This window comes from Streptomyces sp. SAI-135 (genome assembly GCF_029893805.1).
Taxonomy (GTDB): Bacteria; Actinomycetota; Actinomycetes; order Streptomycetales; family Streptomycetaceae; genus Streptomyces.
The window spans coordinates 4,794,271-4,808,514 of sequence record NZ_JARXYP010000002.1 but is presented as its reverse complement, the minus strand read 5'-3'; the positions used below and the strand labels follow the sequence as shown (position 1 = coordinate 4,808,514).

Here is a 14,244-nt window from a genome sequence, read left to right as displayed (position 1 = left end):
CGCTTCCGCCCTCAAGTGGCCGCCGGGATCAACGGGGTTGCCGTGCCGCACGGTTTTCTTCCCTGCTCGCCTCTTCCGCCTCTCCCGCATCCCCTTACCCGCCCTTCACTCCCCTCTTACCTGTGGATAAGGTTTGCTGACTCATAGGGAAGGACCCCCAGTTGGGCAGACACGCCCCGAGACGAGCGGGCCGTGCCACGCTCGTCTCCGCCCTGGCCGTAGCGGTGGCGGCCGGCTCGATCACCCTGTTCTCCAGCACCGAGGACACCGGCGCGCAGGCGGCCACGACCGCGTCCGCCGGCACCACCGAGATCGTCCTGGACGATCCCCGCAGCACCACCCCCCGCACCGAACGCCTGCTCGCCGCGGGCGCGACCGGCTACCTGCACCGGCAGTCCGGAGTCGCGGGCCTCCTGTGGACCGGCTACGCGGACGGCGCCACCGTGCCCGTCGAGGGCCCGACCGGCGTCTACCAGCCGACCACCACCAGCTGCTACGACATCTCCGCGCGCTGTGCCTCGGGCGTGTTCGGGCAGGCCGCCGACACCGTGGCCCTGCCCCACCGCACCTACGGCGACCCGGTGTCGCTGTGGAGCCCGGGCGGCGGCGCCCTCAGCACCCTGGACCTCAGCCAGTCGGCAACCCGCGTCGGCACGTACGGCGAGACGACGGTCACCGTCGAGTGGAACGGCGTCGTCGACGGCCAGGAACTCGACGGCTATGTGCTGCACCTCGTCGACCTGGTCGACGGCAAGCAGCGCGACCGCGTGGTCTCCGGGCTGCCCGCCGACGGCACCTGGGAGATCAACACCGGGCGCACCGGCGACGCGCAGGGCGCCCTGCTGACCTACCCGGACCGCGACGAGAACGGCGACTTCACGTCGTACACCGTCGCCTACCTCGACTTCGCCAGCGCCGAGCTGACCCCGGCCTTCACCGGCCTGTCCCGGGAGACGGTGCCGGAGGTCGTGCTGACGCAGGACCGCGTCGGCTGGTACACCGAGGCCTCCGGCCTGCACCTCAAGCCGCGCGCCGACCTCACCGCCGCCGAGACCGTCCCGGTGGCCGGCGAGGACCTGGCCGGCACCCCGGTGCCCGTGCTGACCGACGGCTGGCTGGTCCTCGCCACCAACGGCGGTTCCGTCCGGGCCGTCTCCCTGGCCGACGGCACCACGAAGACGCTGCTGACGTGGTCGTACGGCACCCCCCTGGCCGCCCCCGACGGGACCGCGCTGGTCACCGGCGGCTCCGGCGCGGCCGACTGGTGGGTGCAGCGGGTCGTCACCGGCGCGGACGGCACCCCGCAGCTGAAGAAGATCGCCAAGGTGCCGCCGCTGGAGAACGCCAAGACGGGCGTCGCCCTGAGCCGGGGCAGCCTGCGGGTGGCGGAGAAGAGCTCCACGAGCTCCATGGACACCACCTCGGTCCGCACCCTCACCACCGACGGCGCCGCCGCGCTGACCGCCTCCGCGGCCACGGAAGGCGACTCGGTGGCCGCCAAGTGCCCCTACCCGGGCACCACCTGCTCCGCCCTGTGGGGCAACAGCGTCTCGGGCCCCGACGACGTCTTCCTCAACACCTTCGCCGACGTCAACGAGGGCGGCAGCGGTCTGGAGAACGCCGACCAGCTGGTCTCCATCCACGACGGCTGGTCCAACTACACGCTGACGTACGGCACCCAGGACGGCGAGATCGTCGACGTCTCCGACGACTACGCCGTCTACAACTCGGGCGGTACCACCCCGACGCAGTACATCGGCGAGTTCGGCTACGGCGATCCGATCAAGCGCTCGGTCCGTGCCGCCGCCCTGAACGGCTCCACCCTCTGGAGCGCGACCACCACCCCGGGCCGGCTCACCTCGTACAGCCTGACCACGAGGAAGACCCTCTCCACGGTCGACGTCCCGGACCTCGGCTGTGTGCCGAGCGAGCTCCAGGCGGCGGGCCGTTGGGTGTACTGGTCCTGCGCCGGCGCCTCGGCGGGCGTCTACGACACCAAGGCCGCCAGGTCGGTCGCGGTGACGCCTGGTGACGTCCTGCTCGGCGACGGCTTCACGATCCGCCACGACCACGGGGCCGACCAGCTGGTCCTCACCGACACGACGACCGGCGCCACCCGCGTGGTCGCCTCCGGGCTGCCCGACTCGGGTCTCGCCGTGGACCGCCGCTTCCGGTGGACGGTCGACGAGTACACCGGTCTGGTCGCCTGGTTCGACACCTTCGAGCAGACGCACGTGGCCACCACCGGTGTCACGCCGTCCGCGGTGACGGCGTTCCGCGCGGAGGCCGAGGGCTATGTGGAGCCCGGCTCCGCGTCGGCCTGGAGCGGCCGGTGGGTGCTGTCCCGTCCGGTCACCTCCTGGTCCCTGACCTTCACCTCGGTGCAGAGCGGTGCGACCGGCAGGGCGACCCGCACCCTCACCGGCGGCGCGGCCTCGGCGGAAGTGACGGCGAACTGGAACGGCAAGACGTCGAGCGGGATCCCGTTCCCCCACGGCGAGTTCACCTGGACGCTCAAGGCCACCGGCCTGGGCACAGCCGCCCCGGTCACGGTGACGAGCGGCGAGGGCTACCTGTTGCACGGCTCGGCGGTCCGCCACGACTTCGTCAGCCCCGACGGCCCGGACGGCCGCGGTGACCTGCTCACCCTCAACACCTCCGGCGGCCTGACCTTCCACGGCGGCACCGGCACGGGCAGGTTCGGCGAGAAGGTCAGCGCCGGCGGCTGGCCCACCACGATCAGGGCGATCCCGTTCGGCGACCTCAGCGGCGACCGCTGCAACGACGTCCTGGTCCGCCTCAGCAGCGGCGCCCTGCGCCTGTACAAGCCCGGCTGCGGCTCCGCGGTCAAGCCGTCGACGTCGTACACCACGCTGAGCACCAGCGGCTGGAACCAGTACGACATCCTGACCTCGCCCGGTGACGTCAGCGGTGACGGCCGCCCGGACCTGATCGCACGGGGGGCGTCCACCGGCACGGTCTACCTCTACAAGGGCACCAGCACCGGCAAGCTCTCCGGGCGCGTGAAGCTCTACGACAACTGGAAGGGCTACAAGAAGATCATCGGCGCCGGCGACCTCAACGGCGACGGCCGCGGCGACCTGCTCGCCCAGGACACCTCCAACACCCTCTACCGCTACGACGGCACCGGCACCGGCACCTTCAAGGCCCGCGTGAAGCTCTTCACCAACTGGGGCGGCTCCTACAACGCGATCGTCGGCGTCGGAGACATCACCGACGACGGCAAGGCCGACCTCGTCTCCCGCGACACCGGCGGCACCCTGTGGCGCAACAGCGGCGACGGCAGGGGCTCGTTCGGAGCAAGGGTGAAGATCGCCACCGGCTTCAGCGGCTACAAGTTCCTTTCCTAGGATCCGAGGGATCGTGACGCACAGGGAGGCGCCCGGGACCGCACGGTCCCGGGCGCCTCTTCGTGTGGGGATCAGATCGACGTGTTGTCGTTCGTCGCGTCCGGGTCGACGCCCATCGTGATCGAGCCGATGACGCCCTTGGCGATGTTCTTCTTGTTGTACTTCAGCTTGAGCAGGCCGCCGGTGGTGCCGCTCTGGTCGTAGATCGTGTCCTCGGTGAGCGTGGTGCGCTCGGTGGTGCTCGTGGAGTACGGCTCGACCTCGGCGGAGGCCAGCACGGACTCCTCGTCGAAGAAGAACTGGCCGGTGTGGCAGGTGTTGCCGCCCTCGTAACCGGCGTCCGTCCACTCGCCGTTGACGTGCACCTTGGTGTGGATGTGCACGCAGCGGCCCCGGTACCAGCCCGGGAAGATCGTCCGGAAGGTGACCTGGCCGTGCCGGTCGGTCCTCCAGGTGCCGCGCAGATAGCGCTCGTCGTCGGTGGGGTCCTGGTGTACTCCGCCACCGGTGCCACCGGTCGGCGCGCCCGACGGGGGTTCACCCGTCGGGGTACCGCTCGGCATGTCCGAGGGCGCGTCGGTCGGGGCGGTGCCGCCACCGCCGGCCGACGAGGCCTCGTAGCCCGAGTAGATGCCGAGCGCGTCGCAGTGCCAGATGTCGACGGCGGCGCCGGCGATCGGCTTGCAGGTCTCGGAGTCGATCACTTTGAGGTTGAGGGTGAGCGGGATGCCCTCCTTGTCCTCGGTGATGTCCTGGCGGATCTTGTCCGCGTCGATGTAGTACGGCCCCTCGGTGGTCTCCGAGGTGAGCTTGTAGCAGGCCTCGGCAGCGGAGGAACTGCTGCTCGCGGAGGCCGTCGTGCTCGCCTCGCCCGCGAAGGCACCCGACGCGGCGAGGGTGCCGGCCGCACCCACCGCCACGGCCGCGCCCGCTCCGGCCACGACGACCTTGCGCCGCGTGAGGTCCTTCTTGTGTTTCGGCTCATGGGCCGACTGCCGGTGGTCCGGCTGCTGGTTTCCCGTCATGGACAGGCAAGTTAGGTAAGGAGGCTGTCATCCACGTGGGAGCGGACTGTGGTTTCCGTACAACGCCGAAGTGGCCCGGAACCGACGTCGGTTCCGGGCCACTTCGGATCAGCGCCTACTTCGGCTGCGGCTTGCGCACCGACAGGTGCAGCTCCCTCAGCCGGGCCTCCTCCAGCTCCGTCGGCGCGCCCATCATCAGGTCCTGGGCGTTGCCGTTGAGCGGGAAGGCGATGGTCTCGCGGATGTTGGGCTCGTCCGCGAGGAGCATCACGATGCGGTCGACGCCGGGGGCGATGCCGCCGTGCGGCGGGGCGCCGAAGCGGAAGGCGCGCAGCATGCCCGCGAACTTCTCCTCGACGGTCTCCCGGTCGTAGCCCGCGATCTCGAAGGCCTTGAGCATGATCTCCGGCTCGTGGTTCCGGATCGCGCCGGAGGACAGCTCGACACCGTTGCAGACGATGTCGTACTGCCAGCCCAGGATGTCCAGCGGGTCCTGGGTCTCCAGGGCCTCCAGACCGCCCTGCGGCATGGAGAACGGGTTGTGCGAGAAGTCGATCGCGCCGGTCTCCTCGTCCTTCTCGTACATCGGGAAGTCGACGATCCAGCAGAACCGGAAGACGCCCTCCTCGAAGTGCCCGGCACGCTTGGCGGCCTCGACGCGGACCGCGCCCATGATCTTCGAGACCTCGTCGAACTCGCCCGCGCCGAAGAACACCGCGTGCCCGGCGGCCAGCGACAGCCGCTTGGTCAGCTCGGCGACGTTCTCCTCGGTGAGGAACTTCGCGATCGGGCCGGAGAGCGAACCGTCCTCGGCCACCCGCACCCAGGCCAGGCCCTTGGCGCCCTGCGAGACCGCGTAGTCACCGAGCTGGTCGAAGAACTTCCGCGGCTGCGCGGAGACGTCCGGCACCGCCAGCGCCCGCACGTGCTTGCCGGCGAACGCCTTGAACTCCGAGCCCTCGAAGACATCGGTGATGTCGACGAGCTCCAGCTGGGCGCGCAGGTCCGGCTTGTCGGAGCCGTACTTCAGCATCGCCTCGCGGAACGGGATCCGCGGGAACGGCGAGGTGACGTGACGGCCGTTGCCGAACTCCTCGAACAGCTCGGTCATGAGCTGCTCGATCGGCTGGAAGACGTCCTCCTGCTCGACGAAGCTCATCTCGACGTCGAGCTGGTAGAACTCGCCCGGCGAACGGTCCGCGCGCGCGTCCTCGTCACGGAAGCAGGGCGCGATCTGGAAGTAGCGGTCGAAGCCGGAGATCATCAGCAGCTGCTTGAACTGCTGCGGCGCCTGCGGCAGGGCGTAGAACTTGCCCGGGTTCAGACGGGAGGGGACCACGAAGTCGCGGGCGCCCTCGGGGGAGGTCGCCGACAGGATCGGGGTCGCCATCTCGTTGAAGCCGAGGGCGACCATCTTCGAGCGGATCGAGGCGATCACCGACGACCGCAGCATGATGTTCTTGTGCATGCGCTCGCGGCGCAGGTCGAGGAAGCGGTACTCCAGACGCCGCTCCTCGTTGACCCCGTCCTCGGTGTTGATCGTGAAGGGCAGCGGGGCGGCCGCGCCGAGCAGCTCGACCTCGCCGACCTCGACCTCGACCTCACCGGTGGGCAGGTCCGGGTTGACGTTCTCGGTGCCACGGGAGACGACCTTGCCGTCGACGCGGACCGTGGACTCCTTGGTCAGCTTGTCGAGGGCCTCGTACGCGGGCGTGCCCGGACGGGCGACCAGCTGCGTGATGCCGTAGTGGTCGCGCAGATCGATGAAGAGGATGCCGCCCAGGTCGCGCCGATTGTGCAGCCAGCCACTCAGCCGGACGTCGGTGCCGACGTCAGAGGAGCGGAGCTCGCCGCAGGTGTGGGACCTGTACCGATGCATCGTCGTTCATCCAGTCTTCGCGGATCGAGGGGCGTGTTTCACGTGAAACAGCTCCCAGCCTACCGGGGACGCCGAGATCGCCTCCCCACCATTACGACTCGGCCAACAGTGGCACTCCCGGAGCCTGTGTTCTTAAAGTGGGGCAATGCGCACTGGTGAGCCCCTGCCCGCCGTGGGGGAAGTCCTCACCGCCCTCGCGACCGGCCTGTGGCACTGGGACACCGCCACCGAACTGGTCACGGTCGACGCGGAGGCCGCCCGGCTGCTCGGGCTGCGCGCCGAGGGGACCACGCTGACCGAGGCCCAGGCCCGGGCCCGGCTGCACCCGGTCGACTGGAACGAGATCATCAGCGTCGTCGGACTGGCGGTCGCCGAGGACACGCTCGCCGAGGTCCGGATCAGGATCATGGACGAGCGGGGCCGGGTGATCCGTACCGTGCGCAGCCGCTCCAAGCCGTCGTACGACGCGGACAAGAAGTCGTTCCAGCTCATCGGCACCCTCCAGGAGGTCACCGAGCCGACCCCCGGCACCCCCGCCGGACGCACCGCGGTCACCGGTGACTGGCGGCGCTCCCGCGAGGCCTTCCTGCTGGACGCCGGCCGAGCCCTGGCCGAGGCCCGCTCCACCGCCGAGGTGCTGCGGGTGGCCGCGGGCCTGTCCATGCCGGGCTTCAGCCCCGACGGCCTGGCCGTCTTCGGCGTCGAGGGCGACCGCCTGACGATCATCGGCCACCACGGTCAGCAGCCCGGTGACGAGAGCCCCTTCTCCCACATGTCCCTGGAGACGGACTACCCCGCCGCCGAGGTCGTGCGCACCGGCCGGGCCGTCTATCTCTCCAGCCCCGAGGCGTACCGCTCCCGCTACCCGGTCACCTGGCCGCTCGCCCAGCGCTTCGACCGCCAGTCCTGGGCGTTCCTGCCGCTGACGGTGGCCGGCCGCACGATGGGCGCGTGGATGGCGGGCTTCGCCTACCCGGTCGCCTTCACCCCGGACGAGCGCTCGGTCCTCACGACGGTGGCACGCATGCTGGCCCAGGCGCTGTCCCGCGCGGGCCTGGCGGAGTCGGAGCGCGAGCTGACCGACGGCCTCCAGCGCTCGATGCTGCCCACCCTGGGACCGGAGATACCGGGCATGACCGTGGCCGCGCGGTACGTCCCCACCGGCGGCGGCCTCCAGGTCGGCGGCGACTGGTACGACATGATCCCGCTGCCCGGGGGCACCTCGCGGGCGACGTCCGCAGCGGGACGGTTCGCCCTGGTCATCGGGGACGTCCAGGGCCACGACGTACGGGCGGCGGGCCTGATGGGCCAGCTCCGCATCGCCCTGCGCGCCTACGCGGCCGAGGGCCACCGTCCCGACGCGGTCCTCTCCCGCGCCTCACGCTTCCTCAACGGCATGACCTACGGGGTCGACGACCCCTCCGACATGCGCTTCGCGACCTGCCTGTACGTCGAGGCCGATCCGGCGACCGGTGTCCTGGAGATCGCGCGGGCCGGCCATCCCGACCCGGCGATCCGCATGACCGACGGCACGGTCCTGGCCCGCCGCACCGAGGGCGGCCTCCCCCTGGGCATCGACCCCGACGCCGACTACCCGACGACCCGGATCACCCTGGAGCCCGGCGAGACGCTGATGCTGTGCACCGACGGGCTGATCGAGACCGGCGGCCACGACTTCGAGACCGGCTGGAAGCGCGTCCGCACCATCCTGGAGACCCACGACGGCGATCTGGAGGCACTCGCCGACGCCCTGATCCAGGCCGTCCACGGCCCTTCCTCCCACCACACCACCGGTCCCTTCGCCGACCGGCGGGAGGACGACATAGCGGTCCTGCTGCTGCACCGGCACCAGGAGGGCGGCGACCCGGCCGCCGCACGGCCCGCGGTCCGCCGCACGATGCTCTCGGTGGCCCAGGCGGAGCCGGAACGGGTCGCGGTGGCCCGCCAGCAGCTGCGCGAACTGCTGCACGACTGGCCCTCCGCCGACCAGGTCGACTCCGCCGTCCTGCTGGTGTCCGAGATGCTGACCAACGTCCTCGTCCACACCGACGCCGACGCACTGCTGCTGGCGGAGGTCCGCGGGGAGGCGGGCGGGCGCCGGATGCGGATCGAGGTCACCGACACCAGCGACGACCTCCCCCACAAGCGCCGCCCCGGCGAACTGGCCTCCTCGGGCCGCGGCCTCATGCTGATCGAACTGCTCGCGGACCTGTGGGGGGTGGACCCCCAGGGCCAGGGCAAGAGCATCTGGTTCGAGCTCTACGAGTCCCCCGGCGAGATCTCGGGCGAGATCTCCGGTGAGATCTCCGGTGAGATCTCCGCTTAGGACGGGACGCACGGCAGGCGTCAACATGCGTCCTCGCCATCACCCGTTCAAGTGACCACCGAGCGACTGGCGGCGACGGCTCCCGCACCCCCTGCACGATGTGTGCCCTGGCCGCGATCCGACCGCACGCAAGGAAGTCGCATGGGCAAGCCCGCATCCCCGAAGGACCGCAAGGGGTCCTCGTTCTCGCTGTCGTACGAAGGCGTCCAACGCGACCCCGCCAACCACATCACGGTGGGAAAGGGCGGATTCTCGTTCAAGGGATCGACGAAGGCCCTCATAGCGCTCGCCGTACTCACCGCGGCCGGCGCGGCGGCCTACGTGTCGCTGGCCGGTCAGGGCCAGGGCAGCCCGAGCGGTACGAGCGTGACACCGGGCACGAGCGTGACAGCGGGTGGAGCCGGGGCCGCGGCGGCGCCGACGTAGGTCCGGATCACCGCAGTCCCCGACGCCGGGCGTCACACAGGCGGTCGACGCGGGTCCGGCTCAGGTACGGGAGCACCGCAAGATCGTCCTGCGCTCCGGGTCCAACGTGGACCTGGACTTCGTCAACGGCTCCTCCGACATCATCTTCTCCCTGCCCGCGAACACCGCCGACGGTTATGCCCTCGCCGGCGAGAACGGCGACCTGGCCACCGTCAACGGCCCGGCGAACGCGGAGAGTTGCGCCGCGGCCACCGAGTTCGGATTCGTCATCGACCAGAAGAACATCCGCCGGGGACTCACGGCGTGCGTGCTCACCGACGAGAACCGGGTCGCCGCCCTCACCGTCCTCGGCTGGCAGGCCGACGACGTGAACTACGCCGGCGGCCTGTCCTCCGTCACCATGGACGTCACCACCTGGGAGAAGCCCGAAGGCGCGGCCTGACGCCCGGGCGGGCGGCCTACGGCCCGCCCTCGGTCATTCCGTGGACCGCCGGGATCGTCCCGAGCCGCCCCTTCTGGAAGTCCTCGAACGCCTGCTGGAGTTCCTCGCGGGTGTTCATGACGAACGGGCCGTAGTGGGCCATGGGTTCGCGGATCGGACGGCCGCCCAGCAGGACGACCTCCATGTCCGGGGTGTGGGAGTCCTGCTTCTCGTCCGCGCGCACCGTCAGGGACGAGCCGGCACCGAACACCGCCGTCTGGCCCAGGTGGATCGGACGGCGCTCCGCGCCCACCGAACCGCGACCGGCGAGCACGTACGCCAGACCGTTGAAGTCCTCACGCCACGGCAGGGTGAGCTCCGCGCCCGGCGCCACCGTCGCGTGGATCATCGTGATCGGGGTGTGGGTGATGCCGGGGCCCTGGTGGCCGTCCAGCTCACCGGCGATGACGCGGAGCAGCGCGCCTCCGTCCGGCGTCGACAGCAGCTGCACGTTGCCGCCCCGGATGTCCTGGTAGCGCGGCGCCATCATCTTGTCCTTGGCCGGCAGGTTCACCCACAGCTGCAGGCCGTGGAAGAGACCGCCGGACATGACGAGCGCCTCCGGCGGGGCCTCGATGTGCAGGAGACCGGAGCCGGCCGTCATCCACTGGGTGTCGCCGTTGGTGATGGTGCCGCCACCGCCCTGCGAGTCCTGGTGGTCGAAGATCCCGTCGATGATGTACGTGACGGTCTCGAAGCCGCGGTGCGGGTGCCACGGCGTGCCCTTCGGCTCGCCCGGCGCGTACTCCACCTCGCCCATCTGGTCCATCATGATGAACGGATCAAGGTGGCGGTAATGGATCCCGGCGAACGCCCGGCGCACCGGGAATCCCTCGCCCTCGAAGCCACTCGGCGCGGTCGTCACGCCGAGGACGGGACGGGCCACCGCGTCCGCCGTCGCGGCCACGCGCGGCAGGGTCAGCGGGTTGTCGACAGTCACTGCAGGCATGTCGGTACCTCCTCGTGGTGCGAGTTTAGTTGAGCATTGAACTTTCTGCCACCTCTAACGGAAAGAGCCCGGAGGGCATTCCCTCCGGGCTCTCTCCGTACGGGGCGTACCGCGTCAGTTGCTGAAGTACAGGTACTTCCATGCCCCGTACGTCGTCGAGTTCACGCTGTCGCCGGACGAGCCGTTGACGTACACCGACCGCATCCGCGCCCGGATGCCGGACTCACCCGGTGCCTCGAGCGTGACGGCCGACTTGCCGCTCGTGCCGAGCGGGAAGTACTGCGAGTCCGCCGAGTACCAGGTGCCCTGGTAGTAGACCTGGAGGTCGAAGCGCTGCTGACGGCCCGGGTAGTAGGTCATCGTCGTGGTGAGCAGCGGATCGGTGTTCTTGTGGAACCAGTAGTACGACGTCGACCCGATCTTCGCCGTCTTGTAGTGCTTGGAGACGGCGGTGGAGACCTTGACCCGGGCGTAGGCCGTGGACTTGACCGTCTTCGGCTTGTAGCGGGCGTCGCCCGAGAAGACCGCGGTGACGGCCGTGTCCCGGGTCATGTCCACCCAGGCACTGATGTTGCCGTCGGCGTTCACCGTGCCGGTCTTGATCAGCTTCTTGCCCCTGTCGCTACCGAAGGGGTCGGCGTAGATCGAGACCGAGCGGTTCTTGTACGTCGTGCCGAGGTGCGCGGTGAACTTGACGTCGGTGCCGTAGTTGTACAGCTTGCCGTTGTTGTTCAGGCTCAGGGACGTGGACGCGAGGGAGACGTCGACCGTGTCGGAGGCGCTGACGGCCGTGTGCTCGGCGTCGCCCGCGTACTTCACCGTGTACTTGACCTTGCCGCCGGCCGGCGGGGTGTCGGTGAAGGAGTACGAGCCGTCGGCCTTCACCGTGACGGACGCCAGGGCCTTGCCGTTCGGGCTCTCCAGGTCGGTGCGGGTGACGGCGAGCTTGGTGCCGGCGGCGAACGGCACGTTGGCCGTGAGCTTGCCGGTGACGGTGAGCTGCTTGGCGCGGGGCGCGGTCGCGGGCGCGTTGACCGTGAGGGTGGGCACGCTGAGCGCCGGGCCGGTGAAGGCCCTCAGGGTGTAGGTGTTGTCCGCGTTGCCGGCCAGGGCGAAGACCCGGGAGGAGTCGGGGGCCCAGACCACCTCGCCCATGCCGGCCGTCCCGGCGTCGAAGCGCCGCACCGGAGTGGCGGAGCCCGCCTTGTAGACGTTGACGTGGCGGTCGTAGGCCTGGGCGATCAGACCGCCGGGCGAGACGTCGCCGGACCAGCCGGTCTCGGTGAGGCCCGCGCCCTCGGTGAAGGCGCCGTCGGCGTAGGTCAGCTTGCGATAGCCGTTCCACAGCAGCTGAGAGGTGCCGGGGACCAGGTCGAGGTCGTTGGTCCAGTGGTCGGTGTCCGTCTTGGCGATCACCTGCGGGGTGGCGCCGGAGACGTCGAGGAGGTTGATCGCGCCCGAGCGGTCACCGCTGTCGTGGAAGGCGAGCAGACCGGGCGAGGACGGGTCCGCGTCCAGGACGCCCGCGTTGTAGTACGGGGCGACACCCTCCGGGAGCTGTCCGAGGGTCACCGCGGTGGTGGCGTCGGCGGCGGTGGGGTCGATGACGCCCAGGTTCCCGTGGAAGCCGCTCTCGTCGCTCGTGCGGTACGTGAACCACACCCGCCCGCCGGCGACGGCGGCCTCGCGCGGGTCGATGCCGGCGCCGAGGTCGTAGCGGGTCCGGACCTCCAGGGTCGCCGCGTCGAGGGCCACGATCTCGTGGGTGGTCGGCAGGACCGCGTAAAGGGTGTGGCCGTCGTCCGAGAGCGCGAGGTCGCTGGGGCGGCCGAAGCCGACGTTCACGTCGACCAGAGTGCCGCTGTAGTCGGTGGCCAGGATGCGTCCGTTGTCCTGGTCCGCGACGAAGACGCGCTGGAGCGCGCCGTCCGCGACCAGTCCGACGGGCTGGGTGAGCACGGCCGACGCGGCCGAGGCGGAACCGGCCGCGGCGACGCTCAGCGCCACCGAGGAGAAGAGGACCGCGAACGCCGTCGCGGCCGAGGTGCTGCGCATGCGCACAGTGATGAACCCCCACAGAAGATCCCGGGGTCGCCGGGAGATGAGAGCGCCGCGCGGCACCCGGACGCGGACCGCGGTGAGGCGGTGGCGTGCCGGGGCGCGGCTGCCGGAGGGAACTCTATGGCATGGCTGTGACAACCGGGCGAGGGTTTTCGACCACCGGCCGACGGCTGTCCGTACCGGCCGACGGCTATCGGTACCGGCCGACGGCTATCCGTACATCCGCCGCATCGCGAACTCGACCATCTGCTCCACGGCCTTCGCGTCGAAGACGATGCGGTGCTCGCCCTCCATGTCGAGGACGAAGCCGTAGCCCGTGGGCAGCAGGTCGAGGACCTCCGCGCCGGTGATGACGAAGTACTTGGACTCCTTGCCCGCATACCGCCGCAGCTCCTTGAGCGTGGTGAACATGGGGATCACCGGCTGCTGGGTGTTGTGCAGGGCGAGGAAGCCGGGATTGTCACCGCGCGGGCAGTAGACCTTGGACGTGGCGAAGACCTGCTGGAAGTCCTCGGCCGCCAGCTGCCCGGTGGTGAAGGCACGCACCGCGTCCGCGAGCGAGGGCGGGGACGGCTCGGGGTAGAGCGGCGGCTGCTGGCCGTACCCGCCCACTCCGCCGGCCATGGGCTGCTGCGGCGGGACGCCGTACTGCTGCTGGGCACCAGCGCTCTGGTCGTAGCCGTACATGGGCGTAAGCGTACCGAGGGGGGTGGGGTCGGCGGGCGGCTACCGGCACCCGGGAAACCGACAGCGACCCGACAGCGGCAGGACCTGGGTTCCGGGCGGTCCGCGCTCGTAGCGTCGGTGCATGCGCAGACATGGTGACGACGAGGTCCACGAGCACGACCGAGGGCTCTCCCACGACCTTCCGGTGCTCGCCCGCCGACGGATGATCCGGCTGCTGGCGGGAGCGGGGGCGGGGTCCCTTCTGGTGCCCCTGGCGGGCTGCACCGCCGAGGACGGCGCCTCCTCCGCCGCGGACTGCGCCGCCGTTCCGGAGGAGACCGCGGGCCCCTACCCCGGCGACGGCTCGAACGGCGTGAACGTACTGAAGGAGAGCGGGGTCGTCCGCGCCGACATCACACGCAGCTTCGGTGACTCCGCGGGCGGGACCGCCGAGGGGGTCCCGCTGACCCTCACGCTCACGGTGGTGGACGCCGGTTCCGGTTGCGGGACCCCGCGCAGGGGCGCCGCCGTCTACGTCTGGCACTGCGACCGCGAGGGCGGCTACTCCCTTTACACGCAGGGCGTCACCGAGGAGAACTACCTGCGGGGTGTCCAGGAGACCGACGACCGGGGCCGGGCCACCTTCATCAGCGTCTTCCCCGGCTGCTACCCCGGCCGCTGGCCGCACGTCCACTTCGAGGTCTACGGCAGCCTCCGGGACGCGATCCGGGCCACCGCGATCACGAGCACCTCGCAGCTCGCGCTGCCGAAGGACGTCTGCGAGACGGTGTACGCGACCGAGGGTTACGAGCGCAGCGTGGACAACCTCGGCCGGCTCTCCCTGGAGTCGGACAGCGTCTTCGGGGACGGTCACGACCGGCAGCTCGCGGCGGTCGAGGGGAGCGTCGGGGCGGGGTACACCGCCACGCTGACCGTCGCGGTGTGAACCGTCACAGATGGCCGGATCGGGGTTGCGGCTTATTACCGACGGGTAGCATCATCGTAGCTACTTGTTGGTATGTGAACTAGCGCGAGGAACCAGGTGCCTCGCCGAACTCTT

At 70.4% G+C, this 14,244-nt stretch carries 10 protein-coding genes; 5 read left to right on the top strand and 5 right to left on the bottom strand.

The genetic code is table 11. The features are described 5' to 3' along the window. Positions 1 to 161: 161 nt before the first annotated feature. Entirely contained in the window at positions 162 to 3,371 is a 3,210-nt protein-coding gene (locus M2163_RS26210) for a VCBS repeat-containing protein (protein WP_280895188.1), read from the top strand. 71 nt (positions 3,372 to 3,442) lie between these two features. Here the strand turns inward: M2163_RS26210 and M2163_RS26205 are convergent, their stop codons facing one another. Both M2163_RS26205 and aspS read right to left on the bottom strand, forming a co-directional pair. Further along, positions 3,443 to 4,396 carry an intradiol ring-cleavage dioxygenase gene (locus M2163_RS26205; protein ID WP_280850421.1) on the bottom strand — a complete coding sequence of 318 codons (954 nt, stop codon included), beginning with the start codon at positions 4,394 to 4,396 and terminating at the stop codon, positions 3,443 to 3,445. A 115-nt stretch (positions 4,397 to 4,511) separates the two neighbouring features. Further along, on the bottom strand, positions 4,512 to 6,275 hold the full coding sequence (gene aspS / locus M2163_RS26200) for an aspartate--tRNA ligase (protein ID WP_280850422.1): 1,764 nt from the start codon (positions 6,273 to 6,275) through the stop codon (positions 4,512 to 4,514). A gap of 145 nt (positions 6,276 to 6,420) precedes the next feature. Between aspS and M2163_RS26195 the strand changes: the two genes are divergently transcribed. The 3 genes from M2163_RS26195 to M2163_RS26185 all read left to right on the top strand — a co-directional run bounded on the left by M2163_RS26195 (position 6,421) and on the right by M2163_RS26185 (position 9,469). Further along, positions 6,421 to 8,601 (top strand): SpoIIE family protein phosphatase, encoded by a 2,181-nt coding sequence (locus tag M2163_RS26195; RefSeq protein ID WP_280895187.1) that lies wholly within the window; start codon positions 6,421 to 6,423, stop codon positions 8,599 to 8,601. Positions 8,602 to 8,742: 141 nt separating this feature from the next. Further along, the gene (locus M2163_RS26190) at positions 8,743 to 9,027 is read left to right on the top strand and encodes a hypothetical protein (protein WP_280895186.1); all 285 of its coding nucleotides are present in this window, start codon (positions 8,743 to 8,745) and stop codon (positions 9,025 to 9,027) included. Further along, positions 8,996 to 9,469, top strand: a complete 474-nt coding sequence (locus tag M2163_RS26185) for a hypothetical protein (protein WP_280895185.1) — start codon at positions 8,996 to 8,998, stop codon at positions 9,467 to 9,469. The genes M2163_RS26190 and M2163_RS26185 overlap by 32 nt, the downstream gene beginning before the upstream one ends. 16 nt (positions 9,470 to 9,485) lie before the next feature. Here M2163_RS26185 and M2163_RS26180 read toward each other — a convergent pair whose 3' ends face one another. The 3 genes from M2163_RS26180 to M2163_RS26170 all read right to left on the bottom strand — a co-directional run bounded on the left by M2163_RS26180 (position 9,486) and on the right by M2163_RS26170 (position 13,205). Continuing rightward, positions 9,486 to 10,457, bottom strand: coding sequence for a pirin family protein (locus M2163_RS26180; protein ID WP_280895184.1), 972 nt, complete (start codon positions 10,455 to 10,457; stop codon positions 9,486 to 9,488). 114 nt (positions 10,458 to 10,571) lie between these two features. Then, on the bottom strand, positions 10,572 to 12,512 hold the full coding sequence (locus M2163_RS26175; protein WP_280850425.1) for an Ig-like domain repeat protein: 1,941 nt from the start codon (positions 12,510 to 12,512) through the stop codon (positions 10,572 to 10,574). A gap of 216 nt (positions 12,513 to 12,728) precedes the next feature. Continuing rightward, complete coding sequence (locus tag M2163_RS26170; protein WP_053850737.1) at positions 12,729 to 13,205, bottom strand: SseB family protein; 477 nt, start codon at positions 13,203 to 13,205, stop codon at positions 12,729 to 12,731. Positions 13,206 to 13,326: 121 nt separating this feature from the next. Between M2163_RS26170 and M2163_RS26165 the strand changes: the two genes are divergently transcribed. Continuing rightward, positions 13,327 to 14,130: an intradiol ring-cleavage dioxygenase gene (locus M2163_RS26165; protein ID WP_280895183.1), complete on the top strand. Its 804-nt coding sequence runs from the start codon at positions 13,327 to 13,329 to the stop codon at positions 14,128 to 14,130. Positions 14,131 to 14,244 lie beyond the last annotated feature (114 nt).